The sequence below is a fragment of the Sporosarcina aquimarina genome (genome assembly GCF_023715615.1).
GTDB classification, from domain to species: domain Bacteria; phylum Bacillota; class Bacilli; order Bacillales_A; family Planococcaceae; genus Sporosarcina; species Sporosarcina aquimarina_A.
Genome location: NZ_JAMBOM010000005.1, coordinates 114,917 through 139,981, shown reverse-complemented (window position 1 = coordinate 139,981; position 25,065 = coordinate 114,917). Strand labels below are relative to the sequence as shown.

At 40.3% G+C, this 25,065-nt stretch carries 24 protein-coding genes; 20 read left to right on the top strand and 4 right to left on the bottom strand.

Translation table 11 applies throughout. From position 1 onward, the window contains the following. The first annotated feature begins 237 nt into the window (after window positions 1–237). Genes M3197_RS13210 through M3197_RS13195 form a run of 4 tightly spaced genes read left to right on the top strand, consistent with a single transcriptional unit; the run spans window position 238 to window position 3,480 of the window. Window positions 238–1,554: a 6-phospho-beta-glucosidase gene (locus tag M3197_RS13210; RefSeq protein ID WP_251662051.1), complete on the top strand. Its 1,317-nt coding sequence runs from the start codon at window positions 238–240 to the stop codon at window positions 1,552–1,554. Continuing rightward, complete coding sequence (locus M3197_RS13205; RefSeq protein WP_251662050.1) at window positions 1,551–2,840, top strand: PTS sugar transporter subunit IIC; 1,290 nt, start codon at window positions 1,551–1,553, stop codon at window positions 2,838–2,840. The genes M3197_RS13210 and M3197_RS13205 overlap by 4 nt, the downstream gene beginning before the upstream one ends. Before the next feature lie 2 nt (window positions 2,841–2,842). Further along, window positions 2,843–3,181 carry a PTS lactose/cellobiose transporter subunit IIA gene (locus M3197_RS13200; RefSeq protein ID WP_251662049.1) on the top strand — a complete coding sequence of 113 codons (339 nt, stop codon included), beginning with the start codon at window positions 2,843–2,845 and terminating at the stop codon, window positions 3,179–3,181. Further along, complete coding sequence (locus M3197_RS13195; RefSeq protein ID WP_025782815.1) at window positions 3,178–3,480, top strand: PTS sugar transporter subunit IIB; 303 nt, start codon at window positions 3,178–3,180, stop codon at window positions 3,478–3,480. The genes M3197_RS13200 and M3197_RS13195 overlap by 4 nt, the downstream gene beginning before the upstream one ends. A 200-nt stretch (window positions 3,481–3,680) precedes the next feature. Here the strand turns inward: M3197_RS13195 and M3197_RS13190 are convergent, their stop codons facing one another. Further along, window positions 3,681–4,787, bottom strand: coding sequence for a nitric oxide synthase oxygenase (locus tag M3197_RS13190; RefSeq protein ID WP_432814003.1), 1,107 nt, complete (start codon window positions 4,785–4,787; stop codon window positions 3,681–3,683). A 279-nt stretch (window positions 4,788–5,066) separates the two neighbouring features. On the opposite strand from M3197_RS13190, the gene M3197_RS13185 reads away from it, so the two are divergent. Further along, window positions 5,067–5,597, top strand: coding sequence for a GNAT family N-acetyltransferase (locus tag M3197_RS13185; protein ID WP_251662047.1), 531 nt, complete (start codon window positions 5,067–5,069; stop codon window positions 5,595–5,597). 52 nt (window positions 5,598–5,649) lie between these two features. On the opposite strand, the gene M3197_RS13180 is transcribed toward M3197_RS13185, so the two are convergent. Continuing rightward, window positions 5,650–7,071 carry an MDR family MFS transporter gene (locus M3197_RS13180; protein ID WP_251662046.1) on the bottom strand — a complete coding sequence of 474 codons (1,422 nt, stop codon included), beginning with the start codon at window positions 7,069–7,071 and terminating at the stop codon, window positions 5,650–5,652. Between the two features lie 441 nt (window positions 7,072–7,512). Here M3197_RS13180 and M3197_RS13175 point away from each other — a divergent pair, with 441 nt between their 5' ends. The 12 genes from M3197_RS13175 to M3197_RS13120 all read left to right on the top strand — a co-directional run bounded on the left by M3197_RS13175 (window position 7,513) and on the right by M3197_RS13120 (window position 19,876). Then, a complete protein-coding gene (locus M3197_RS13175) occupies window positions 7,513–8,535 on the top strand; it encodes a LacI family DNA-binding transcriptional regulator (protein WP_251662045.1) in 1,023 nt (340 codons plus the stop codon). A gap of 100 nt (window positions 8,536–8,635) precedes the next feature. Further along, entirely contained in the window at window positions 8,636–9,787 is a 1,152-nt protein-coding gene (locus M3197_RS13170) for a Gfo/Idh/MocA family protein (protein WP_251662044.1), read from the top strand. Between the two features lie 27 nt (window positions 9,788–9,814). Next, entirely contained in the window at window positions 9,815–10,807 is a 993-nt protein-coding gene (locus M3197_RS13165; RefSeq protein ID WP_251662043.1) for an ABC transporter permease, read from the top strand. Between the two features lie 12 nt (window positions 10,808–10,819). Continuing rightward, window positions 10,820–11,698, top strand: coding sequence for a carbohydrate ABC transporter permease (locus M3197_RS13160; RefSeq protein ID WP_251662042.1), 879 nt, complete (start codon window positions 10,820–10,822; stop codon window positions 11,696–11,698). Between the two features lie 15 nt (window positions 11,699–11,713). Continuing rightward, window positions 11,714–13,330, top strand: coding sequence for an extracellular solute-binding protein (locus M3197_RS13155; RefSeq protein WP_251662041.1), 1,617 nt, complete (start codon window positions 11,714–11,716; stop codon window positions 13,328–13,330). Window positions 13,331–13,391: 61 nt separating this feature from the next. Next, the gene (locus tag M3197_RS13150) at window positions 13,392–14,042 is read left to right on the top strand and encodes a YesL family protein (RefSeq protein ID WP_251662040.1); all 651 of its coding nucleotides are present in this window, start codon (window positions 13,392–13,394) and stop codon (window positions 14,040–14,042) included. Between the two features lie 27 nt (window positions 14,043–14,069). Beyond that, complete coding sequence (gene nagA / locus M3197_RS13145) at window positions 14,070–15,263, top strand: N-acetylglucosamine-6-phosphate deacetylase (RefSeq protein ID WP_251662039.1); 1,194 nt, start codon at window positions 14,070–14,072, stop codon at window positions 15,261–15,263. 94 nt (window positions 15,264–15,357) lie between these two features. Beyond that, a complete protein-coding gene (locus M3197_RS13140) occupies window positions 15,358–16,089 on the top strand; it encodes a GntR family transcriptional regulator (RefSeq protein WP_251662038.1) in 732 nt (243 codons plus the stop codon). 79 nt (window positions 16,090–16,168) lie between these two features. Continuing rightward, window positions 16,169–17,011: a class II fructose-bisphosphate aldolase gene (locus tag M3197_RS13135; RefSeq protein WP_251662037.1), complete on the top strand. Its 843-nt coding sequence runs from the start codon at window positions 16,169–16,171 to the stop codon at window positions 17,009–17,011. Then, window positions 17,008–17,937 carry a 1-phosphofructokinase family hexose kinase gene (locus tag M3197_RS13130; protein WP_251662036.1) on the top strand — a complete coding sequence of 310 codons (930 nt, stop codon included), beginning with the start codon at window positions 17,008–17,010 and terminating at the stop codon, window positions 17,935–17,937. The genes M3197_RS13135 and M3197_RS13130 overlap by 4 nt, the downstream gene beginning before the upstream one ends. Before the next feature lie 21 nt (window positions 17,938–17,958). After that, the gene (locus tag M3197_RS13125; RefSeq protein WP_251662035.1) at window positions 17,959–18,972 is read left to right on the top strand and encodes an SIS domain-containing protein; all 1,014 of its coding nucleotides are present in this window, start codon (window positions 17,959–17,961) and stop codon (window positions 18,970–18,972) included. A gap of 19 nt (window positions 18,973–18,991) precedes the next feature. Then, on the top strand, window positions 18,992–19,876 hold the full coding sequence (locus tag M3197_RS13120) for an ROK family protein (protein WP_251662034.1): 885 nt from the start codon (window positions 18,992–18,994) through the stop codon (window positions 19,874–19,876). A 70-nt stretch (window positions 19,877–19,946) separates the two neighbouring features. Here M3197_RS13120 and M3197_RS13115 read toward each other — a convergent pair whose 3' ends face one another. Together M3197_RS13115 and M3197_RS13110 are read right to left on the bottom strand one after the other, a co-directional pair. Further along, window positions 19,947–21,044, bottom strand: coding sequence for an ABC transporter ATP-binding protein (locus tag M3197_RS13115; protein ID WP_251662033.1), 1,098 nt, complete (start codon window positions 21,042–21,044; stop codon window positions 19,947–19,949). A 109-nt stretch (window positions 21,045–21,153) separates the two neighbouring features. Next, window positions 21,154–22,050 carry a PucR family transcriptional regulator gene (locus M3197_RS13110; RefSeq protein WP_251662032.1) on the bottom strand — a complete coding sequence of 299 codons (897 nt, stop codon included), beginning with the start codon at window positions 22,048–22,050 and terminating at the stop codon, window positions 21,154–21,156. 429 nt (window positions 22,051–22,479) lie between these two features. Between M3197_RS13110 and M3197_RS13105 the strand changes: the two genes are divergently transcribed. The 3 genes from M3197_RS13105 to M3197_RS13095 all read left to right on the top strand — a co-directional run bounded on the left by M3197_RS13105 (window position 22,480) and on the right by M3197_RS13095 (window position 24,969). Beyond that, the gene (locus M3197_RS13105) at window positions 22,480–22,659 is read left to right on the top strand and encodes a hypothetical protein (protein ID WP_251662031.1); all 180 of its coding nucleotides are present in this window, start codon (window positions 22,480–22,482) and stop codon (window positions 22,657–22,659) included. A gap of 206 nt (window positions 22,660–22,865) precedes the next feature. Then, the gene (locus M3197_RS13100; RefSeq protein ID WP_251662030.1) at window positions 22,866–23,804 is read left to right on the top strand and encodes a methyl-accepting chemotaxis protein; all 939 of its coding nucleotides are present in this window, start codon (window positions 22,866–22,868) and stop codon (window positions 23,802–23,804) included. A 184-nt stretch (window positions 23,805–23,988) separates the two neighbouring features. Continuing rightward, window positions 23,989–24,969 (top strand): NAD-dependent epimerase/dehydratase family protein, encoded by a 981-nt coding sequence (locus tag M3197_RS13095; protein ID WP_251662029.1) that lies wholly within the window; start codon window positions 23,989–23,991, stop codon window positions 24,967–24,969. The last annotated feature ends 96 nt before the right edge of the window (window positions 24,970–25,065 follow it).

Sequence of the window (25,065 nt, the reverse complement as noted above, 5' to 3'; positions counted from 1 at the left end):
ATTTGGAATATATGTTACTACATTTGAATAATATGAAATATTGTTATATACAACTTTTTAAATGTATGATACATTTACTTTGAAGTAACAGAAAGTAGTAACAATTTAGAGTATCTTGTTGAAAAGTGTCTTTATATATATCTACCGTAGTATATGTGAAGATTTTAACATCTAGTGATTTTATCTTTAATCGTATTTTGCAACCGCTTTCATATTTGCTGTAAAGGAGTTATTCACATGAACTTAAAAATCGTTATCATCGGTGGAGGATCGAGCTATACTCCTGAAATCATCGAGGGAATCATTCGGCGTCACGATTCTTTTCCCGTAACAGACATTGTATTAGTAGATATTGAAGAGGGGAAGGAGAAATTACGGATTGTTGGTGAGCTTTCAAAGAGAATGATTTTGAAATCTGGTAGGCCCATAAACGTATCTTGGACATTGAATAGAAAAGAAGCCCTTGTTGGAGCAGATTTTGTGTCTACACAAATACGTGTTGGCGGTTTAGAAGCAAGAGCGAAAGATGAGCGGATCCCTTTAAGTCATGGATTCATTGGCCAGGAAACGAATGGAGCAGGAGGAATCTTTAAAGCATTTAGGACGATTCCCGTCATGATGGAAATGGCGGAAGATATCCATCAAATCTGTCCCAACGCATGGATGATCAACTTTACGAATCCTGCAGGAATGATTACTGAAGCGCTGTTAAAGTATTCAGCCCATAAGAAAGTAATTGGGGTATGTAATATTCCATTTAACATGCGACATTCCAGCGCTGAGATTTTGGATGTATCACCAAGTAATGTGGAAATTGAATTCATCGGCATGAATCATTTTGTATTTGGAAGAAAGGTCACAGTCAATGGGATTGATCGGACAGAAGATGTATTGAACAAACTAAAACAGGGCTTGGATTATTCTCCAGCTAATATAGTGGATCTAGGATGGTCTAGTACGTTCATTGACGCGACAAAGCTGTTGCCTAATCCGTATCATCAGTATTATTTCCAGACAAAAGATGTCCTCAAGAAGGATATTCAAGCATTCAACGAACATGGTACACGTGCTGAAAAAGTTCAAGAGTTGGAGAAATCGCTATTTGAACTCTATAGGAATCCAGAATTAGTAGACAAACCGAAAGAACTTGAAGAGCGTGGGGGCGCTTTTTATAGTGATGTCGCATGTAGTTTAATGGATTCCATTTATAATAATCGAAAGGACATTCAAACGGTGAATACCTTTAATAATGGGGCGATTCCGGATTTGCCGAATGATGCTGTAATTGAAGTGAACAGCGTAATCACTGAAAATGGGCCAGAGCCAGTTTCAGTTGGTCCACTACCTTATGTTATTAAGGGGATCGTTTGCGAGATGAAAGCCTTCGAAGAACTGGTTATCCAAGCGGGAATCTCTGGTGATTATCATGATGCCTATGTTGCCATGCTCATGAACCCACTTATACGTGATGAGAAGGGAAGTAAGACGGTTCTTGATGAGTTATTAGTAGCACATAAAGAGTATTTACCACAATTCAAGGGGGAATTGGAATGAAAGGCAGATTCATGGAAAAGTTCATTGAAATCGCTGGACGTATTGGAGCACAGCGCCATCTCGTAGCTATCCGTGATGGATTTGTTGCGATTATGCCACTTATTATTATTGGTTCCTTTGCAATCTTACTAAATAACTTTCCACCGTTAGGTTCTTTCAGTTTTGTTGAATGGATGAATGGTATATTAGGAGAAGGGAACTGGCAAGCAGTTGGGGGCAGTATCTGGAATGGGACCTTTGCAGTCTTAGGTTTGTTAGTAGCTTTTTCAATCGCCTATAGTTTAGCAAAGTCTTACGAAGTAGATGGTTTGTCTGCAGGACTAATCTCCGCAGCATCTTATATCATGCTTGTTCCTGTAACTGAAGATTGGGGATTGAACTTTGCTTGGTTGGGTTCTCAAGGATTATTTGTAGCCATCGTCCTTGCCCTTGTGTTGACAGAATTATTCCGGGTTTTAGTGAACTCAAGATGGACGATCAAAATGCCCGAAGGTGTTCCCGAAGGGGTTGCACGTTCTTTTAAAGCATTAATCCCTGCTACAATTATTCTAATACTGGTAGGTTGTTTCCAAGCTCTTATGAGTGTATTTGCCGAAATTAGTATATTCGAAGTGATTTTCCAAGTAATTCAAGAACCCTTGCAAGGTCTTGGTAATACGTTACCAGCAGCTATTTTAATCGCATTTTTAAATCATTTACTTTGGTTCTTTGGACTACATGGTACCAATATCATTGGGTCGGTTATGGAACCATTGTATCTTCCGTTAATACAGAAAAACTTAGAGTTATTTAGCAGTGGTGTCTCTGCATATGATGTTCCTTACACGGTTACAAAACCGTTCCTAGACTCCTTTGTTTTCATGGGAGGATCAGGAACGACGATTGCTTTAATCGCTGCCATTTTCATCGTCATCCGAAGAGAGAAAAATCATCCTTATCGAGAGGTTGGTAAACTTTCTGCACCTGCATCATTGTTCAATATTAACGAACCCGTCATCTTTGGATTACCTATCGTATTGAATCCGGCTATGCTAATTCCATTCATTCTGGTTCCGGTTACTTTAACGATTACGTCATATTTTGCTTTAGCTACAGGATTAGTACCAAAGACAGTGGCAATTATTCCGTGGACTACTCCACCTATTTTAAGTGGTTACTTAGTGACGGGGGGAAGCTGGCGAGGGATTGTATTGCAATTATTTAACTTCGCAATTGCGACAATCATGTACATCCCGTTTGTTATGGTAGGGGTAAGGGCGCTAAAACAGCAAATAGGGAGAGAATAGGAATGCACACGATAGAAGAAATTCAAATGCTATCTTTTACAATTATTTTACACGCAGGGAATGCTAGATCCAGTGCAATGGAAGCCATTGCCCATGCGAAATCCTATGAATTTGAAGAGGCTCGAAAAAAGATTGAAGAAGCAGATAAAGAATTCACGGAAGCTCATCATCACCAAACGAAGCTCTTGCAAGCTGAAGCAAACGGTGTTGAAAATCCCGTGACAGTCATATTAGTGCATGCTCAAGATCATCTGATGACAGCGATGACGGTTAAAGAGTTGGCGAATGAGATGATCGAGATGTACGAACGGATGCAGAGGATTGAGGAGGGGAAAAGATGAAAATCATTCTAGTTTGTTCTGCGGGAATGTCGACTTCTATGTTAGTGAAGAAGATGAGAGATTCAGCAGAAGCAAGGAACTTAGATGTAGAGATCAGTGCAGTTGCTGAATCTCAATTGAAAAATAACTTGGAAAACCTGGATGTAGTCCTGATTGGTCCACAAGTAAGATACCTAGAAAAGAAAATAAAACAACAATTGGAACCTCAAGGTATAAAGGTAGACATCATCAATCAGTTAGCATACGGAATGATGAAAGGTGACAAAGTGTTAGACCAGGCAATCGAGTTAAAAGGGTAATATAAGAAATTGTGTACTTATTATACTAAGCAGCCGACTCATTCGGCGGCTTAGTATTTTTTAATAGAGAAGCAATGGAGTTGGGCGTACCGATTTAGGGGAATGGGGATCCGTTACGAAAGATTTAGGTGAAGTGGATATGTGATGATAAAACACCTGTGCACAAACGAATGGTGCACAGGTGCTGAAAAACGGAGTCTCTATTCTTCGTCCAGTGGACTTATCTGATGAAAGAAGTTCGGTGTCACGATATCATTTCGGTACGGCTTATGGAAAATATGCGTCGTAGCAGGAGAGACCGGAGGAATGAGCCAAGTCCAGTTACCGGTGACAGGGCGTCCTGCACTCTTCTCTTTTTTCTCAAACGCTTTAAATTGTTTGGCTGCTGTGTGATGGTCGATGAGTGTAACGCCAGACTGATGAAAAGAATGCAGGACGGCGATGTTCAGTTCCACAAGTGCTTTGTCAATCCAGAGTGAGCGATTCGAGTTTGTGGCAAGTCCCATCTGTTTCGCTATCTCTGGTAGTAGGTTGTACCGGTCTTCGTCCGCAAGATTTCGCGCGCCGATTTCAGTTCCCATGTACCAGCCGTTGAAAGGCGCCATTGGATAGTCAATGCCTCCAATTTCAAGCCTCATGTCAGAAATAATTGGTACTGCATGCCATTTGATGCCAAGCGTCTCGACGCCCGGGATTTCCGGGTGGCTGATTGGAACTTCTTTTACTAAGCCATCCGGTAACTTGTACAATTTCGGAGAGTGTCCGTCTTCTTGGATAATGAGTGGTAGGATATCATACGAAGTGAGAGCTCCTTGCCAACCGAGAGACTCGCACGTTTTTGTCATGGCACGATTCGCGGAATCCCCCACAACGTTCCCGTCGATTTCATAACCTGCATACCGAATCAGCTGGTGATTCCAGATTCGAAGCGGATCTCGCCCTTGTTTACGTGGCGGGAAGACGGTAATAGTCGATCGGATATCACCATCATTCGTTGCGAAGCGTATATGGTCCAGTAGTGCATCAAATGCTTCATCCGATGATGTTAGGTCTCGTCTATCGAACACTTCAAGTGTTTCCCAGAGCAGCCGACCGATGCAACGGTTACTGTTGCGCCATGCCATTTTCGCCCCATGTGTCAGTTCTGAAGGGGTGTGTGTGTAGGTGCCGCTTACCTTAATTTCGTTTTTAATGTCTTGCAGTCGCTTTTGTTGCTGATCCGTAGGAAGTCCTAATTCCCCATAACACCTTTCGATGAAATCGGTAGCTTTCGTGAAAAGTTCTTCGCTCTGTTCATGCACAATGATCCACTCCTTACTTTTCAGTCTACCACCGAACGGACATGTGATTGCTGAACGTTTTGTGTCGAGGTGAATCACTCTTGAAAAGCAAAGCAAAAAAAGATAGTTACGGTATACTAGTAAGATGGTGGAGTCCATGTGAGGATATTAAAAGAGAATTTCCTTGGACTTTCTGAAAGTTTACAATCCACCATGAAAACACCCTTAAAATAAGGTGGCATTGAAAGCCGTAAAAGTGAGAGTGTTCCAGGGGTAACTTAATAAAATAGAAAGAAGGAAATGGTTATGTCAGATCAAACACAGTCCGCAGTAAATAGTGTAATTCGTAATGCACAGCCTACAGATGCTGCGCGTATTGTTAATTTTTATAATGTAGTCGGTGGGGAGACGGATTATCTGTCTTTTGGTCGGAATGAATACCCACAGTCTGCAGAGGAAGTGGCGCACTCCATAGAACATATGAAAGGATCCGGTGGAAACTGTATGCTGCTCATGTTGGAAGGGGAGGAGATTGTCGGAATCGGTACGATTGATTCTAGTACGAAACACAGGTTCCTTCACGTGGGAACACTTGGGATTGTCATTTCCCAGTCGCACGCAGGAAAAGGACGTGGCCGTGTGCTGATGAATGCACTAATTGACTGGTCAAAAAATAATGGACAAACAGAAAAAATTACGCTTATCACACGAGCTGATAACGAGCGTGCCATCGCACTTTATGAAAAACTTGGATTTGAGCGGGAAGGGGTTTTCTGCAAAGACTCATATGATGGCGAGCAGTACTACGATAGCTTGTCCATGGCACTTTTCTTATAAAATCAAAGAATCTCCCACTTTCAACTGAAGTGGGAGATTTTTTAACATATAATTACGCATCCAGCGATTGTTTTTTCGATTTCGGATCACGGATAGCAAACGATAGCAACAGTCCGAACGCTGCAATACAGCCCGCCACCAAGAATGCGACATTGACGCCATGGATAGCACCTTCAATCGAACTTCCGCTAGCCGTAGTGATGGTAATCGTTACGAGTACCGCAGTTCCGACAGCGCCTGAAATCTGACGAAAGGTGTTATTCATGGCAGTACCATGGGAAATCAGGTGATGCGGTAGCTGATTCAAACCGAGCGTCGTGGATGGCATCATGACCATGGCGATACCGACCATTCGGATTGCGTTCAAGACCGCCAAATACGTAAACGTCGTATCTTGCGACAAGTTCGCAAAAAAGAACGTCGTGACCGTCAAAATGGCAAAACCAGTACGCAGTAGCCATTTGGCTCCGTATTTATCGAACAGCGTACCTGTAACAGGATTCATGACACCCATAACAATTGCACCGGGCAAGAGCATGAGCCCTGAATGCAACGCGTTGAACCCAAGTAAGTTCTGCATGAAGAGCGGCAGAATAACGGTTGTTGCAATCATCGATGCAAACACGATCATTCCAAGTCCTGTTGCTAGCGAAAAGACACCATATTTAAACACTCGGAATTCAAGGATCGGTTCTTCAAGTTTCAACTGTCTGTTGATGAACAAGAAGAGAGTAACCGCACCAACTACTAGTGAAATAACTACATTTGGACTCAGCCAACCTAAGTTACCTGCCACACTGAAACCATACAACAGTCCACCAAATCCGAAAGTGGAAAGGACAATAGACATGTAGTCCATTCTTGGATTTGTTTGTTCCGTAATATTCTTAAGTAAGAAATACGCGGCAATAATTATGACAGCGGCAATTGGTAAGACGACATAGAAGACACTGCGCCATGGGAAGTTATCAACGAGATAGCCGGACAAACTTGGTCCAATAGCGGGTGCAAATGCAATGACGAGACCAAACATTCCCATCGCTTTTCCTCGCTGTGAAACCGGGAAGATGAGAAACATGATTGTTTGCAAGAGCGGCATCATGATTCCGGCTCCGGCCCCTTGTAAAACACGACCAACTAACAAGAAGGTAAAATTAGGGGAAAATGCAGCAATGAGTGTACCAATGGCAAAGGTGCCCATAGCAGTTAGGAACAACTTGCGTGTAGTAAATTTTCCAATTAGGAAAGCAGTGATTGGAATCATGATTCCATTGACGAGCATGAAAATCGACTGTAGCCACTGAACGGTACTTTGGCTAATATTGAGATCTTTCATAATCGGAGGGAGTGCAGTCGCTAGAAGCGTCTGGTTCAGAATAGTAATGAACGCCCCAGACAATAATACAGCAAGAAGTGGAATATTCTTTTTTAAATCGAACGTCTGGGAATTACCCAGTGCTTGTGAATTGACCATTAGCTTTTCATCACCTCATTTTTTGTGTAGCAAATCCTACCATGCATTTTTAAATGAAATCCGGACCTGACATTCCTTATATGATAGAGGTTATTGGTGCAGACCTCAATTATCTTGTTTGAAGACAGAGTATCCATAAAAGTGATGACAGTTAAAATCCAGAAGGAATATGTTGAATGAATATGAAAAATTATTCTCCGAATTTCAAAAAAATCATGTTGACATCTTATATTTTGAACTATATAATTTTGAGTATATTAATGTTCTGACTAGTCAGAACGTTTTTTATTTAAATTAACTTGTACCTACAACCTAACAACACGATGTCTTGAGTTGTGTAAATGTCTCTAGGGTATCTTATTGTTATTTTCTCTTCTTGTAATCGTTTGAAAGCTCAAATACTATTGAATGAAAGCGGTTTCTATGAAAAGGGGAAATATAGTGGTGAGATTAAAAGATATTGCAGAACACGTAGGTGTATCGGTGACGACAGTTTCAAGAGTAATCAAAGATGATCCCTCCAGGAATGTGAATGCAGACATTAAGAAAAAAGTATGGCTAGCGGTTAAAGAGTTAGGTTACACGCCAAATGAGCATGCGCGCCAATTGGTAAATGCTACAAAAGTTAGGGTGAAGCGAACAAAGAGAATAGCATGGTTGGCAAGTCCAGGACTCGCAGATGATAATCCTTATTTTTCAAAAATTTTTAAAGGTATTAGCGAAACCTTTGCAAAAGAAGGCTACACATTAGAATTGCTGACTCACTCAGATTTAAAAGATGAAGCAGTCTTCCATCGCATCATCCGTGAGAAAGAAGTGGAAGGAGTTCTACTGGTCGATGCTGTTGAAGAGGGTATACTTCAAGAACTAAAGAAATTGGTTCCTGTAGTTGGAGTGGATTTCAACTACAGCGATCACTCAATCTCGACCGTTGACTATGATCGGGAAGAAGCTGTCTATAAAGGAATGCAACACCTTGTTGAAAAAGGACATTGTCAGATCGGTTTTATAGGAGGTGAAATAAACGGAGAGTTAAAGAGTGAAAAAAGATTTCGAGGTTATAGGAAAGCGTTATCTGAATTCGGATTGAAATTGAACAAGGATTATGTCATTGATTCAGGATGGTGTATGAATCAAGCGTATACAAAAACAAAAAGCTTATTAAATCGATCAGAACATGATAGACCTTCTGGAATACTCTGTGCGAGTGATTTGTTAGCAATTGCTGGAATGAGAGCTGCACATGAATTGGGTCTGAAAATTCCGGAAGACATAGCATTCGTTGGAATTGACAATAATGAAATGGCGCAATATGTGGTACCAGCATTAACGACGATTTCAATTCCCCAGTATGAAATGGGAGCTGTGGCAGCGAAAACCTTATTGAATAAGATTAAAGATGAATTACAACTAGAACTAAAAACATTATTACCTTCGACATTATTGATTCGTCAATCTACATGAAAAAGAAAAATGGTTAAGATGAATCCTTAAGGAAAACGTTTTCCCGAAAAAGGGAAAAGTCCAAACGATTAGTAATACATATTAAAAGTGGGGTGCAGATATGGAAAAGTTGAGAATCGGTGTCATAGGTGCAGGATTAAGAGGAGGGTTAGCTCTCTATTGGCATAAGCCTGAAGGGGAGTCAGAAATTGTTGCATTGGCAGATTTAGATGAAAAGCGTCAACAGAAATTCCAAGAACAATTAGGTTCACAGATTTTCATGACAAATGATTACAAAGAGTTGCTAGTTAGAGAGGATATCGATGCAATTGCGGTACTGTCTCCAGACTATTTACATGAAGAACATGTTATTGCAGCACTAGAAGCTGGGAAACATGTTTACTCCGAAAAACCGCTTGCAATAACAGTCGAAGGGTGCGACCGGATTATTGAAGCTTGGGAAAAATCGGGCAAACAATTGATGGTTGGTTTTAATATGCGCTATATGAGCATGTATCAAACCATGAAAGGATTAATCGATTCAGGGGCGATTGGAGAACTGAAAACAGTATGGGTACGTCACTTTGTTGGCTTTGGTGGATATTTCTATTATCACGATTGGCACGCAAAAAGTGATAACACAACATCCCTCCTTTTACAGAAAGGTTCACATGATCTGGATGTAATCCATTGGATATCAGGCAAATACACTAAGAAAGTATCTGCAATCGGTGGATTGGATTACTTCGGTGGCGATATGCCAAATGATTTGACATGTCCGGAATGTTCGTTGAAAGACACGTGTCCTGAGTATGTGCCTCATACGTTTACAGAATGTGCATTCCGTAAAGAAGTAGACGTTGAAGATAACAATATGCTCATCATGGAGCTAGAGGGCGGGGTGAAAGCATCGTATCTACAGTGCCATTTCACACCAGATTATGAGCGGAATTATACGTTTATAGGAACGAAAGGTCGAATTGAAAACGATGAAGTAAATGGAAAAGTATATTTGAAGACACGGAAGACAAATACATGGAATGAGTACAGTGATGTCACATATGACATGAAACCAGAAGAAGGAAGCCACGGAGGAGCAGATCCTAAAATCGCTCAAGATTTCGTAGAACTCGTACTTCGAGGCAAACAACCATTAACATCACCGTTGGCTGGAAGAATGAGTGTTGCAGTTGGTTGTGCAGCAACCGAGTCAATTAGGACAGGAGGCGGTGTAGTAGAGATTTCGCAAACCTCAAGTCTGATTAAAAACTGACAACGGTAGTAAGAAAGGGGTGTTTGCATGGCGAATGTCAGTGAAGCTACTGAGAAATTTGAAGTTATTGACAAAGTGAATAAACGACAATATCGTCGGGAAACAAAAAAGAAGGCACGTGCAAGATGGCGAAAATCTGTCACGAAGAACTGGCAGCTATATGTACTAATTTCTCCTGTCATTTTGTACTTCATAATATTTCACTATTTTCCTTTGTACGGCTTGCAAATTGCATTCAAAGATTTCATTGCCTCAAAAGGAATAATCGGAAGTCCGTGGGTAGGACTGAAGCATTTTGAACGATTCTTTGACAGTTACTACTTCTGGCGACTTATTAAAAATACGGTGGGAATAGGAGTATTTACATTAGTTGTCTCGTTCCCTATCCCAATAATTCTAGCTTTGCTATTAAATGAGGTAAAAAGCTTGCGCTATAAAAAGTTCGTGCAAACGATCATATATGCACCTCACTTCCTTTCTACAGTTGTAGTAGTAGGTATGCTCCTTCTGTTCTTGAAAACAGATGGTTTAGTCAACAATGTCATACAAATTTTCGGAGGAACTCCGATTGACTTCATTTCCGAACCGGGATGGTTCAAGAGTTTATACGTGTTTTCGGACGTATGGCAGACAATGGGATGGAGCTCTATTATCTATATCGCAGCACTAGCGGCAGTCGATCCTGCCCAACATGAAGCAGCAATGATTGATGGGGCATCTAGGTTGCAACGAATATTCCATATCAATTTACCGGCAATCATGCCTACCATCGTAATTTTATTCATCTTGAATGCAGGGTCGGTTATGGCGGTTGGTTTTGAAAAAGTATACCTTATGCAAAACTCATTAAACATGTCGACCTCAGATGTAATTTCTACATTTGTTTACCGTAGCGGTATTTTGGAAGCTCAATATAGCTTCTCAGCAGCGGTTGGTCTATTTAATTCAATTATCAACTTCATCATGCTTATCATGGTAAACCAAATTGCAAAGAAAGTGAATGAGACTAGTCTATGGTAGGGGGCCAAATGAGTGAGAGAATCTAAAACAGATCGTACATTTATTATCTTCAACTATGTATTTCTTTCGATAGTCGCCTTACTCGTCATTTACCCACTAGTATTTGTAGTAAGCGCTTCCATAAGTAATCCGCAATACGTTATTTCTGGTGAACTATGGCTATGGCCGAAGGAATTCACTCTGGACGCCTATGAAAAAGTATTCAAGAACAAGGACATTATTAATGGGTTTGTCAACACCATGAAATATACTGTTGTGGGTACAGCTTTAAATGTAGTTATGACAATCCTCGCAGCATATCCCTTATCGCGTAAGGATTTAAAGGGACGCGGGATTATTATGGCATTCATCGTCTTCACCATATTCTTCAGTGGAGGCTTAATCCCCACTTATTTGCTGATTAAGGATCTTGGCATGCTCAATACATTTTGGGTCATGATTATTCCAAATGCGGTAGCAGTCTGGAACATCATTATTATGAGAACATTTTTCCAGTCGATTCCACATGAACTTGAAGAGTCTGCAATGATAGATGGATGCGGAAACTTCCGGATTCTTTGGAATATCGTTTTACCATTGTCGTTCCCGGTTATCGCGGTTATGGTGCTTTTCTATTCGGTAGGACATTGGAACTCTTACTTCCAAGCATTAATTTACTTGCAAGACCAGGATAAATTCCCACTCCAACTGATTTTAAGACAGATTCTTATCCAAGGGCAAATGGATGACATGATTCAAACGACTTCTGAAAGTTTCCTAGCACAACAACTTAGCGTTGAAGGATTAAAATATGCAGTCCTTATCGTCGCTAACTTACCAATGTTAATGCTTTATCCGTTCTTACAAAAGTACTTCGTGAAAGGTGTAATGATAGGTTCACTAAAAGGATAATAAGGGGGAAAAAACTTGAAGAAGACAAAGTATATGGGAATGGCAGCAAGTTTATTACTCGCGGCAAATATTCTGGGGGCTTGTACGAAGACGGATGGGGAAGTTGAACGAGGTGAAAACTCCGACAAGGTGAACGTCGAAGGGATGCCAATTGTAGACGACAAGATTCAAGTGGATGGATTTGCGGCAAAGTTTTTTGCTTCACAAGATTGGAATGACCTAATGTTATGGAAAGAATACGAAAAGATGACGAACATTGAAGTTGATTGGTCTACTGTACAAACAGAGGCCTTAGCTGAAAAGAGAAACTTAACGTTAACGAGCGGGGATTATCCTGAAGTCTATTTTGCTTCTGCATTTTCTAAAACTGATCTAATCAAATACGGTCAGCAAGGAATTTTCCTCCCGCTGAACGATTATATTGATAAATATGCACCGAACTTCAAAAAGCTGCTAGATGAATACCCTTCAGTAAAACAAGGGGTAACAATGGCAGATGGAAACATTTATGGCTTCCCAACAATTTACGATCCTGAATTTGAAGCGTTGCGTGCAGAGGCACCATGGTTTAAACAAGAGTGGTTGGATAACCTTGGTCTGAAAGAACCTGAAACAACGGAAGAGTTTTATGAATTGCTAAAAGCAATCAAAAATGACGATCCAAACGGGAATGGTGTACAAGACGAAAAGGCATGGGGTGGCGGTTACGGCATTGATGAATTCATCTCATATTTACGTGGAAGTTTCGGACTAAACAAACAAGGATCCATGAACATTAACCTCGACTTTGAAGAAGGGACGGAAAACTTCCGTTTCGTGCCAACTACAGACGGTTATAAGGAGTTAGTGACATATTTAAACAAGCTTTATAGTGATGGCCTTATTAATCAAGACGTATTTACGGTAACTCCTCAAGAGTTCACAGCGGATTCTTCAAAAGGTGATTATGGCGTGTTGAACTCTATCGATCCAGCAGAGTTGTTGAAATTAGATGGGTATGTAGGAATGCCAGTACTAGAAGGTCCATCAGGAGAGCGTGCATATAATACAGTTTCCAACGGACTTGGAAACCTGGGCATGTTCGTGATAACGGATAAATCGAAAAATCCTGAAGCTATGGTTCGTTGGATGGACTATTTTTATGGAGATGAAGGAACGAAAATGTTCTTTATGGGCTTCGAAGGAACCACTTATGAAGAAGTTGCAGAGGGCAAGTTCAAGTATCTAGAGACAATTACGGATAATCCGGATGGTTTGAATATGGACCAGGCTATCAGTGAATATCTAACCTGGCCAGGTGGTTATTATCCAGGCATCGTAAAGCAGAAATTCTTCCAAGGTGCTGAATCGAAAGAGAACTCCAGGGCCAATGCTGAGAAAGTTAAACCTTACCGCATAAAAGATGAGGATATTTTGCCTGGCTTGAACTATACAGTTGAAGAGAATGACCAAGTAAGCGCAATTATGACAGATATCAATACGTATATTGAAGAATCTACGGCGGCATTCATTACTGGAAAACAAGATCTAAGTAAATGGGATGACTACAAGAAGACAATTGAAAAGATGGGCGTCGACCAATACTTGGAGATTGCTCAAGGTGCATATGATCGCATGAAAGAGAACAAATGACCAAAAGCTTGTACAGGTGGTTTCCTGTATGAGCTTGATTATTTAAGGGAGGTGACAGGAAATGCCCACACATGGATGGAAAGCTAAGCTTTATCAATTTGTAGAATTCGTAACGATGCTAGCAGTTCTACAACTGATGTGGATCGGATTGACGTTAATGGGGCTAGTTATTGTCGGGATAACACCGGCAACTGTAGGACTTTTCATCACAATGCGAAAGCGATTGAGGGGTGAAGATGATCTCAAGATGCTTGCGAAAATTTACTGGAAAGCTTACAAAGATGAATTCCTTGCGTCCAATAAAATTGGCCTCGTTCTCATTGGAATTGGGTATTTCCTCGTCGTCAACTTCCGGATTGTGACCGCGATGCCAGGTACTACAGGCTTGGCGATGCTGACGATCATGGTCATGATTATGGTTTTGTACGCACTCATTGTCATGAACATCTTCCAAGTGTTCGCACATTATGAATTGCCGTTTTCTCGGTACTTTTCGACATCCGTCTTGTTGACCATCTCTTTCCCTCTTCAAGGGGCAGGCTCCATAGTCGGTTTATATCTGCTCTATCGAGTCTTCCTAATCATTCCTGGACTTTTGCCGTTTTTTGGGATAAGTGTAACTATTCTATTCTTGACATGGATGTCCTCAAAAATGTTTAAAATGAAAGGCGAAATGGATGGAACTCTTGAAACTGAGAATGGGCGCCGATGAGTGTTGCTTAAAAGGAAGGTGTATGAGATGGATAAAATCTGCTTAATCAACGTGGAGATTGTATTTAAACATAAGATCATGCCAAATGCTTTTCTCTTAATACGTGAAGGAATCATTGACACATACGGACATATGGATGATTGTCCAAAGATGAATAATAGCTTTAAAGTGTTCGACTGTCTTGAAATGAATGTACTGCCGGGTATGATTGATATTCATGTCCATGGGGCAGGAGGCGCAGATTTTATGGACGCTACTTCTCAAGCAATCGATACAATCGCACATACTCTTGCGAAAGAAGGTACAACTTCATATCTCGCGACTACGATGACCAGTCCTGATGAACAAATCAGGGATTCGATTTTTGCGATATCAACATATATGGAAGATAGCGGGAAGGTAGCTAGTCCTGAATTACTTGGAATACATCTTGAGGGACCTTTTATTAACCTTGCTCAAAAAGGTGCACAACCTGCATCGAGTATTATTTCTTCAAATCTTGAATTATTTAATGAGTGGCAACTAGTAGCTAAGGACGCCATAAGAATCGTAACGTTTGCACCAGAACTCGACGTTGAACAAACCTTCCTTAAGGGTTTACAGGAACAAGGAGTTCTCGGATCCATGGGACATACAGATGCTACTTATGAACAAGCAAAGGTCGCAATTGACGCTGGAGTGTCACATGCAACCCACTTATTCAATGGGATGAGTGGTCTTCATCAACGTGAACCAGGAGTTCTTGGTGCCGCACTCTTAAGTGAGGAAGTTTACGTTGAATTAATTCCAGATGGATTTCATTTTCATCCTGATTTGTTGAAATTGGTTCTGCGTTTAAAAGGAATCGAGCGAATATTAGTTATTACAGATGGGATGCGTGCAAAAGGCATGCCAGATGGAAAGTATGACTTAGGTGGCAACAATGTAGTAGTGAACAGAGGTAAGTGCACATTAGAAGATGGCTCATCACTGGCAGGAAGTATTATTACGATGAATGAAGCAAGAAAGAATATGGAAAAGTGGCTCGGCCTGTCACTTATAGAACAAGCTCAAATCACTTCCTTGAATCAGGCAAAGCGCCTTGGCGTTGAGCATCGAAAAGGGAGCATTCAAAAAGGGAAAGATGCAGATCTCACGGTAATAGATGCAGATGGTAATGTGAGTTTAACAATTTGCAATGGGGAAATTGCTTATTTAAATAAGGTGTCTTTCTATGACTAACGTTTGATAGCAATCTTGAAAATTGCAAAAGATGTGAATTTCATCGAAGTGATGATATATTGGACAATAAGAACTGGAAAAAGGATGAAGCACTATGAAACCTTTAGAACAAGGAAGTATTATTCCATTATATTATCAAGTCAAGCAACGATTAGATGCGCGTATCAAATCTGGAGAATGGCGACCAGGCGATAAAATCGATTCTGAAAATCAATTGATGACGGTATTTAATGTTAGCCGGAATACCGCTAAAAAAGCAATTGAAGAGATGGTTCAGGAAGGCACACTGTTTCGTATACAAGGGAAAGGTACATTTGTATCGCATCCTAAATTCGAACAATCATTAGGAGGGTTTTATAGCTTTAGCCAAGTGCTAAAAGAAAAAGGCTTTAATCCAAGTGATATTGTAATTGAAGTGGATGAAGTAGATCCTCCAGCCGCAGTTATTGCTGGATTGCAGTTAACGACAGATGAGAAAGTGGTTATGATGAAAAGAGTCCGTTGTGCGGACGCTGAACCAATCATCTTAGAGTCGTCGTATATGCCGAAATCGATTGTGCAAAACAAAGAAGATTTATTCGAAGTTGGCGTTACATCTCTATATGGACTATTAGCTTCTCGATATGGAGTGACTGTAGTACGTGCGAAAGAAGCTTTTGAACCTGTATTGATACGTGACCAGGAGAGTAAGTATTTAAAGACAGAAGTGGGTAAACCAGCGTTACTGCTTGAAAGGACCGCTTACGATACGGATGACACACCAGTCGAATTCTGCATTTCCATCGTACGAGGAGATCGTTGTAGATTTTATACGGATTTAGTTTAAGACACATAAAATCAACTATGTGTCTCAACTTTTACTTGAACTTGTACCGACAACCCACTAACGGAAAAGAGGTAATCCAATGACATTGGTCACAACAAAAGAGATTTTAGAAGATGCATATGCGAACCAATATGCAATTGGTGCGTTCGGAGTGCATAATTTAGAAATTATGAAAGCGATTATTGCAGGAGCTGAGGCTGCAGGTGCTCCAGTAATTTTGCAGACAACTTCGAGTACATACAAGTATTTTGAGATGCCCTACCTGATTGCCTTAGCAAATGCAGCAGCGGAGCGGTCTTCTGTTCCTGTTGCACTCCATCTGGATCATGGTGAATCACTCAAACATGTAATGGAATGTCTTCGTGCAGGTTATACATCCGTTATGATTGATGGTTCAAGACTTCCATTTGAAGAAAATATTGAACTCGTCAAACGGGTTGTAGAAGTTTCAAAGTCAGTTAGTATACCAGTGGAAGCTGAGCTCGGGACAATAGGAGGAGTAGAAGATGATCAGGTGGTCGATGAAACGAAATCATTATTTACAAATCCTGAGATGGCTGAACGATTTGTCCATGAGACTGGAATTGACTCATTTGCTCCTGCTTTCGGAACCGCGCATGGAGCTTATCGGGAAGAACCTAAGCTGCAATTTGATTTACTCGATCAAATACGTCAAGCGACCAATGTTCCGCTAGTCATGCACGGTGCGTCAGGCGTCTCGGAAGAAAGTGTAAGAAAGGCAATCGGACTAGGGGTAAGCAAGGTCAATTTCTCAACTGAACTTAAGGATTTATTTGCAGAGAAGTTACGCTCCTATTTTGTAGAATATCCTGCTGAAAATGATCCGAGAAAGTATTTTTTACCTGCCCGAGAGGCATTGGCAAAGCTTGTAGAACAAAAAGTTAGGATGCTGCAAAGATGATTACGACTATAACTCTGAATGCGGCTATCGATCAAATCTATCAGATAGAATCATTGAGTGTAGGTGGAGTAAATCGTGTCGGGTCTATTGTGAAGGACGCAGGCGGTAAAGGAATGAATGTAGCAAAAGTAGTTCAAAGTTCAGGTGCTAGCGTGGACGTGGGAGGATTTGCAGGAGGAAATACCGGAGATACGATTCGTCAGTTGTTGAATTCCCGATCTATTCCAAATGAGCTGATTCAGATTACAGAAGAAAGTCGTGTTTGCTTAACGGTTTTAAATAGAGAAGATGGTATAGGTACAGAATTGCTCGAAAGTGGACCTGTTATATCCACGGATGAATGGTCATCGTTACTCGACTGGTTAACCTTGAAATCCAAAAAAGTGAAATGGTTTGTTCTATCTGGAAGTCTTCCTAAAGGTGTTCCAGCAAATGCGTATGCACAAATGATTGAGATCATTAATGCCAATGGAGCAAAAACAGTTCTCGATTCAAGTGGACCAGCGCTTGAATTAGGAATTAAAGCGGTTCCTTTTGCAATTAAGCCAAATGAAGAGGAAATTATGAATATCTTGGGAGAAAACGAGTTATCTGAATTGGACCTGCTAGAGGTTGGCAAACGATTTGTTGAAAGTGGAATTGAGCATGTCTGTTTCACATTAGGAAAAAGCGGTGCAATGATTATTAATAGATCCGGTAGTTATAAAGTCAATGCACCAGAAATTCAGCCTCTTAATGCTGTAGGGAGTGGCGATGCATTTGTTGGTGGTCTAGTATACGGCTGTGCGATGGGAGAAGACGTGTTCACTACTTATAAAAGAGCAGTCGCAAGTGGAACGTGTAACGCCATGCATAAAGATATTGGTTATGTGAAGAAAGACATCGTTGAATCGTTGATGAGTAAAATAACAGTGGAAAAAATCTAAATGGAATAGGGGCAATGAAATATGCATACGCTTAACGAAATTATGAGTCAGGCGGATCAGTTACAACAAACATATGATTCATTGGACGCAATGAGGTTCGATCAGAATTCGTTTGATCAAGTACTATTTACAGGATGCGGAACTTCCTTTTATTTAGCCTCTTCAGCAGCTAAAATCTATCAGTCAGTAACGGGGCAATTTACAGCGGCAGTTCCAGCATCAGAACTGTTTTTACACGAGTCTACTCTAATCGTATCTGGGAAAAACTATTTGATCGTTGGGATTTCAAGATCAGGTACAACGTCTGAAATTATCCTTGCACTTGAGCATTTAAAAGGTAATGGCAATATCAAGACGCTTGCGGTGACGTGTAATTTAGGTACGCCGATGGCAGAAGCAGCTGATCAAGTGATTGCTCTGGATCATATATCCGAGAAAAGTGTTGTCATGACGCAATCATTTACAAATATGCTATTTGCATTGCAATTGTATTCAGCGAAACAAGCTAATTCTGTAGAAGATTTGGAACAACTAAAACGAATTCCAGCATTCGTTAAAGAAGCTTTCCTTGATGAAAATAAGGTGAAATCTTTAGCTGATGACCATTCCAAGCAAAGATTCATCTTCCTTGGTTCAGGGTCTTATAACGGCTTGGCGAAAGAAGCGACGTTGAAATTGAAAGAAATGACACAAACAGAATGCGAAAGTTACTCCAGTCTTGAATTCAGGCATGGACCTATTTCAATCGTCGATAAATCAACAGTCGTTATTCTTTTGACTCAAAAAGAAACAGCAGAGTATGACCAAGACCTCGTCAAGGACATTCAACGTTTAGGTGGCCATGTTCTTGTTGTGGGACCAATAGTAGATGAATTCGAAGCGAATGAAAAAATTACATTGACGGATACAATCAGTGATCGTAATCGACATGCAGTTTACCTACCTGTATTGCAACTCTTAGCATATCACCGTGCCATCAGTTTAGGTTTTGATCCCGATAAACCACGTAATCTAACTCAAGTAGTAAAGCTATAAGAGATGGGAGCGTTCCTACATGAACTATTTTCTGACAGCTGATATTGGTGGGACAAAACTCGCAACTGCGCTCTTCGATGAAAACGGTATTTTAATTATGAGTCATGAAATCCCAAGTGAAAAAGAAGATGGAGAGAAGTTGTTCTACTCATTGGTAGAATCATTCGAAAAACTTTGTATAGATAGCGAAATTAGTTCTAAGGAAATCAGTGCCCTTGCTGTGGGTCTACCAGGAATTGTTGAATCGGAATTAGGAATCGCTATCTATCAGAATAACTTGCCATGGCGGAATTTCCCGCTAAAGAAAAAGTTAACTGAAGTATTTCCAAATACAACGATTATGATTGATAATGATGTCTACATGGCTACATGGGGAGAATATGTCGAGCGTGGTTCAGGAACTGGAACATTCGTCTATCTAACGTTGAGTACAGGAATTTCGTGTTGTACGATCAATGGTGGACAGTACATGCGAGGTACTGGTATGGCAGGAGAAATTGGTTTTGCTTTGACGAATGCGGATGGCTTAACGTTGGAGAAGAGTGTTTCTGGACTAGGTGCCGAGCATAAAGGATCAATCGCTTTTAATAACCCTGATATTACGTTCAAGGAAATCATGGACTACTATTACGAGGGGGATGATCGAGCTGTATCTATCGTGAGCGAAGTCGTATCGGCATTGGCAAAAGAAATCCAACATATTCTATTATTTGCAGATCCGACTACGCTCGTGCTTGGTGGCGGGATATTTAATAAGCATCCATTACTCGTTACAGCTGTTCGAAAAGAAGTAGCAAGTTATTTTACACACCCGCTTTTTAACGAAAAAGAGAAGTGTATCCAAGAGAGTAAGTTTAAAGGTGAAGCTGGCCTGCGTGGTGCATTAGCCAGATGTATTCAATAAAAGCGGAAGAACCCTACATTCTATCAGAATAGAATGTAGGGTTCTCTTGTTAGTATAAGTAGCTCTTAAATTACCTAAGTCGCTTTTCAGTCTCAGCATCAAAGAAATGCACTCGATCCATATCGATAGCGAGCGTCACGTTCTGTCCTGGTTGCAAATCTGTATCCGCACCCAAGCGTGCAACGAACGGATGTGTACCGATGGATGAATAGACCATGAGCTCTGCTCCTGTTAATTCCGCGACATCTACTTGAACGTCAATGTGGGAGTCAGGCAAGTCTTTCAGCATATCAGCTTGTCCGTAGATGTGCTCGGGTCTAATCCCTAGAATAATCTGTTTATTTAATTCGTCATGCTCTCTTAGTAATGCTATTTTTCTTTCTGGTATCTTCATAACCGTTTCTCCCACTACAAAATTCCCGTCAACAACTTGACCTTCAAAGAAATTCATCGCTGGAGAGCCTATGAACCCACCGACAAATACGTTTTCTGGATTTTCATAGACTTCCTTAGGTGTGCCAATCTGTTGGATGAATCCATCTTTCATAACAACTAAACGTGTAGCCATCGTCATCGCTTCTGTTTGGTCATGTGTTACATAGACCGTAGTGGTTTCTAACCGCTGATGCAATTTAGTAATTTCTGCACGCATTTGGACTCGTAGTTTGGCATCCAAGTTTGACAATGGTTCATCCATTAGGAACAAACCAGCATCCCGTACGATGGCACGTCCTAGGGCCACGCGCTGTCGCTGACCTCCGGATAAGGCTTTAGGCTTTCGTAATAAATGCTCTTCCAATCCTAGAATACTTGCTGCATTTTTAACACGTTTCTCAATTTCAGCTTTTGAAAACTTCCTCAATTTCAGACCGAAGGCCATATTATCGTATACGGACATGTGTGGGTAAAGTGCATAGTTTTGGAATACCATGGCGATGTCTCTATCTTTCGGTGCCACATCATTCATCACTTTTCCATCGATGCGCATCTGACCATCCGTAATTTCTTCAAGTCCTGCAATCATACGTAGTGTAGTCGATTTTCCGCAACCAGACGGACCAACAAGAACGATGAATTCTTTATCTTCAACTTTCAAATTGAAGTCAGAAACTGCGATTGCGTCGTCATCATATACTTTATAGATCCGCTCAAGAACTAACTCTCCCATTCCCTTCACCCCTAAGTTATTAGTTAATAATAGGATACCCTTCAGTGAAAGAAATGTGTACGTACAGCTTGCACAGTAATCTGCTAATTCTGATTGTGCAAAATGAACATCATTTCACTGATAGCAAGCTGGCAAAGTAAGCAACTAAGGCTCCGTCAAAATTGCGAACAGAAATACCTGTAATATCCTGAAACTTCGTCAGTCGGTAATTAAGTGTATTCCGATGAATATGGAGTTTTTCCGAAGTGATTGAACTATTGAATCCACTTTCAAAGTAATAGCGAACCGTCTTCAACAATTCCGTGTCCTTTTCAATAGGCTCCAGTATTTCATGGGAGATTGTATTTTTTGTGGTTTTTGAAAGAGAATCAATTAGTAAAAAAGGAAATACTTGCTCCGTTGTATAGATTCGCTCTTTAGGTAACTCAATTAATCCTTTTGAAAAATAAATGGATTCAGCTTTGAATTTTAAAGGGTATTCTGAATCTGAGCTATGGAACTTGCCAACAAATATTTTAGGCTTCATAAAGAAATCACTTTCAAGAACTGCAGTGAATGAAGTGAAATCTTCTATTTCGTAACGATATGTTGACTTCTTTTCTATGAGCAAAGCAAGATTATTTGTACAGCTCAGTAGAAGCATTTCTTCTCCAAAAAAAGCTTTAACTGCTTCTTTTAATGAATCTACTTCCCAATGATTATTAGGAAAAGTGAGATGAATTGTACGGACTTCTAGTTCATTTTTTGTTGGTGCATGTCCATGTCCATTTAGGTAGCGAAGCCATTCAATTTGTACAGGATTTTCGGATACGTCACGTGACTTTTCAAACTCTTTAAAGACAGTTGATAATAATGCGTAATCACGAGATGAAACCTCTTCTTTGCTAATTGATATCCAGGTGGATGAAGTTCTCTCTTGAAAAATAAATGAATCAGTTGAAATGTGATTTGGCCTTTCGGAATAAATCTGAAAGGACGGAAAGAGTGCAGAAAGATTTAAAGACATGTAAAATTTAGCTCCTTCTGGAATCTGGAATTTTTTTAAATTAAATACTATTTCAAAAACTATTATTTATCTATAGTATCAAAGTAATGATTGGGGTGAAAGAATAGAATGACATGATTAGTTAACATACTTTTTGATATTCACCACGTTTTTACAAAAAGATATATCTGGACGGATTTTGTGGTTATTTCACGGAAGTTTTAAAGGGGCAGTGTAGATTGTTGGAGAATAGTTAGTTATCTTATATGATGTTCAACGCCGTAGTAGCGAAACTAAAATAGGAGGGTATCAAATAATCTTGATAGTACAAATCTTATATTAAAGATCAAATTCTTAGGATAGAGATTTCTCGCACCTAGTTTTAATGTCGCTTTTTGAACGATCGAGCAAGGCGATGGTTTGACCTTTCATACAGAAAGAAAAAAAGATTTGAATGAACTACTTAACGTGATTAAACAATTGCAAGAAACAGAGTTGCCGATAGCACGAGTCAATCTTAAATCTGTTATTGTTGGATCAGATAAGCATAAGGAAGAGAAGTTAAAACAAATGGAAGTAACAACCATACCGGTTTCTGAAATAAGCTCAGTCACTGATATCACTTTTTAACTTGAGTTATAACAACTGATGTGGGAGTATGTTGTTTTCTAAGGTGGAGAAACTATTAAATTCAACCTATGAATGTGTGAGAATATTTTCCTCAATCAGTGTTCACGAAAACGTCGGAAACATGACTTATGACCCTAAAATACTCCAGGAATATAGGTCGTTCTATGCTATAATTATGAACATAAAGATAACTTGGGGGAGTTTAAATGTTCAGAAGTAAAAGTAGAGTAGTAGAAGAAGATAATTTCCAGGAGGAACTAACTGCTTTAAAACAAAGCCATGCGATAAAAGAGGAGCAAGATCAGATTCGTTTGATTGAGTTACGAGACGAGTTAGCGGCAGCTGTGATGCAACATGAGAAAGTGAATGGGCAACATGGTGTCTTAGGTGAAGCGGTTGGTAAAATTGAAGAGCGATTTGAGAACATTGCCCAGCTAAGTGAACAAACTACTCAAATGTCAGAAGAACTATATGAAAAGGGTCGCTCTTTAGAAGGCCAATCACATGTGATGGTCACTGAAGCCACTGAAGGCACACAAGAAGTGAACGCAACAGCTGAAGTAATTAAAAATCTTGGGGTGCAAATACAGGCTTCCGAGCAAAATATGACCAACTTAAGTGCACGATCGGATGAAATTCAATCGATTGTCGGCGTCATTGATGGCATTGCAACACAAACGAATTTACTAGCGTTAAACGCTTCAATTGAAGCAGCAAGAGCGGGTGAGTCTGGAAAAGGATTCGCAGTTGTTGCACAGGAAGTCCGTAACTTAGCAGAAAGTACTGCCAAGAGTACAGCGAGTATACAAACCCTGACTTCGTCATTGCGTGATGAGATTAAAGAGGCGTTGGATTCCACAAGAACGAGTGCTGAACTTGTGGACAAAGGTGTCCAAGTTAGTCTTGCTACAGCTGATAAGATCGAACGTATTTTAAATACGATTGAAAAGAGTCAAGGGGATATTGGTTCCATTCAGAAGATGATTGAAGAACAAAAACAATTATCAGCAGAAGTGAAGAGCGAATTATTGGGCGCTAAAACTCTTTTCTCACAAGCACACGGACTCATTATTGAGCATATCGAAGATGCCAAGGAAGTCGACAAACGTCTTGAAAATGGTATTCGTCAATTGACTGTGGAGTAACCGATAAAACGATGACACGATCCTAGAATGGAATCGTGTCTTTTTATTTGCAAAAGTTGTTTAATGTGCAACAAAAAATATATTTCGTATCGCTATTACTCTTCCACGCTATTCCGTAAATGGATTACCTCAACTGATAGAAGGGTAGACTACTTGAATACTTTATATAAAGGAGTTGTGGAGGATGGAAAAAGTATTTGTTTTAGGTGGAACTGGTTTGCTTGGACTCGAGACGATTCACGAATTACTCGCCAAAGGATATGAAGTTTCTACAATTGCACGCAACGCAGAAGTGATGGAGGATGTGTTACCCGATTCAGTAAAAGAACGGGTGGTTGGTGACATGAATGAGATGACAGATGAGCAAGTGTTGGCGATGCTGAAAGATAAGGACGCATTTGTCTATGCAGCTGGATTGGATGAGCGAACTCTTCCGGAAGCGCCAGCTATGAAATTTTATTATGAAAAGAACGTATTGCCTACACAAAGATTTGCAAGATTGGCGCGTATAGCAGGTTTAAAGAAGTTTGTTATATTCGGTTCGTATCACACTGAAACTGCTGAAATGTGGACCGATTTGAATTTGCAAGAACAACCTTATGTTAAAACAAGATTATTACAAGAGGAAGTTGCATTCATGGAAGGGGAAGGATCCATGGAAGTCATGTCGCTTCGTCTCCCATACATATTCGGAACAATGCCTCATCGTACACCGCTATGGAAAAGTTTTTTCCCTCGGGTTCAAGGTGTCGATGTAGTAAAAGTCCCAGCTGGTGGGACAGCAATGGTGACAACGAAACAAGTGGCGGAAGCGGCTGTCGGTGCATTAGAACATGGTGAACACCGAGCGACGTACGCTATCTCTGGCATTAATATGAAGTATGAAGAGTTCTATAGGATGATTGCGGAAAGTCTTGGACAAACTGCCACAATCGTTGAAACAGTTCCCATAGGTCAATTGAAGCCATCTGCTGAGAAAATGGATGAAACTGTCGCAGCAAAAGGGAAAGAACATGCGATTCACATGAGGAAACAAATCGAAATGCAGAATCGGGATGCCTTCATTGATCCGAATGCGACGATGCCGATTTTAAAGTATGAGGAAGATGATGTCCGTGCGGAAATTAGAAGAACGTTGGACGTTTGCGCGAAAGAAGTTCAGTGATTTTCTTATATTCCTTTAACTGATAAATAAAAATGACGGTCAAATATGATATTCCTTTATGCATTCATTTAAATCTGTTTGGGGTCTGGTAAAAAA

Bases quoted from the DNA above. Each gene is read 5' to 3' on its own strand.
- M3197_RS13210 (WP_251662051.1), top strand. From the start codon at position 238: ATGAACTTAAAAATCGTTATCATCGGTGGAGGATCGAGCTATACTCCT.
- M3197_RS13205 (WP_251662050.1), top strand. From the start codon at position 1,551: ATGAAAGGCAGATTCATGGAAAAGTTCATTGAAATCGCTGGACGTATT.
- M3197_RS13200 (WP_251662049.1), top strand. From the start codon at position 2,843: ATGCACACGATAGAAGAAATTCAAATGCTATCTTTTACAATTATTTTA.
- M3197_RS13195 (WP_025782815.1), top strand. From the start codon at position 3,178: ATGAAAATCATTCTAGTTTGTTCTGCGGGAATGTCGACTTCTATGTTA.
- M3197_RS13185 (WP_251662047.1), top strand. From the start codon at position 5,067: ATGTCAGATCAAACACAGTCCGCAGTAAATAGTGTAATTCGTAATGCA.
- M3197_RS13180 (WP_251662046.1), bottom strand. From the start codon at position 7,071: ATGGTCAATTCACAAGCACTGGGTAATTCCCAGACGTTCGATTTAAAA.
- M3197_RS13170 (WP_251662044.1), top strand. From the start codon at position 8,636: ATGGAAAAGTTGAGAATCGGTGTCATAGGTGCAGGATTAAGAGGAGGG.
- M3197_RS13165 (WP_251662043.1), top strand. From the start codon at position 9,815: ATGGCGAATGTCAGTGAAGCTACTGAGAAATTTGAAGTTATTGACAAA.
- M3197_RS13150 (WP_251662040.1), top strand. From the start codon at position 13,392: ATGCCCACACATGGATGGAAAGCTAAGCTTTATCAATTTGTAGAATTC.
- nagA (WP_251662039.1), top strand. From the start codon at position 14,070: ATGGATAAAATCTGCTTAATCAACGTGGAGATTGTATTTAAACATAAG.
- M3197_RS13140 (WP_251662038.1), top strand. From the start codon at position 15,358: ATGAAACCTTTAGAACAAGGAAGTATTATTCCATTATATTATCAAGTC.
- M3197_RS13135 (WP_251662037.1), top strand. From the start codon at position 16,169: ATGACATTGGTCACAACAAAAGAGATTTTAGAAGATGCATATGCGAAC.
- M3197_RS13130 (WP_251662036.1), top strand. From the start codon at position 17,008: ATGATTACGACTATAACTCTGAATGCGGCTATCGATCAAATCTATCAG.
- M3197_RS13125 (WP_251662035.1), top strand. From the start codon at position 17,959: ATGCATACGCTTAACGAAATTATGAGTCAGGCGGATCAGTTACAACAA.
- M3197_RS13120 (WP_251662034.1), top strand. From the start codon at position 18,992: ATGAACTATTTTCTGACAGCTGATATTGGTGGGACAAAACTCGCAACT.
- M3197_RS13115 (WP_251662033.1), bottom strand. From the start codon at position 21,044: ATGGGAGAGTTAGTTCTTGAGCGGATCTATAAAGTATATGATGACGAC.
- M3197_RS13110 (WP_251662032.1), bottom strand. From the start codon at position 22,050: ATGTCTTTAAATCTTTCTGCACTCTTTCCGTCCTTTCAGATTTATTCC.
- M3197_RS13100 (WP_251662030.1), top strand. From the start codon at position 22,866: ATGTTCAGAAGTAAAAGTAGAGTAGTAGAAGAAGATAATTTCCAGGAG.
- M3197_RS13095 (WP_251662029.1), top strand. From the start codon at position 23,989: ATGGAAAAAGTATTTGTTTTAGGTGGAACTGGTTTGCTTGGACTCGAG.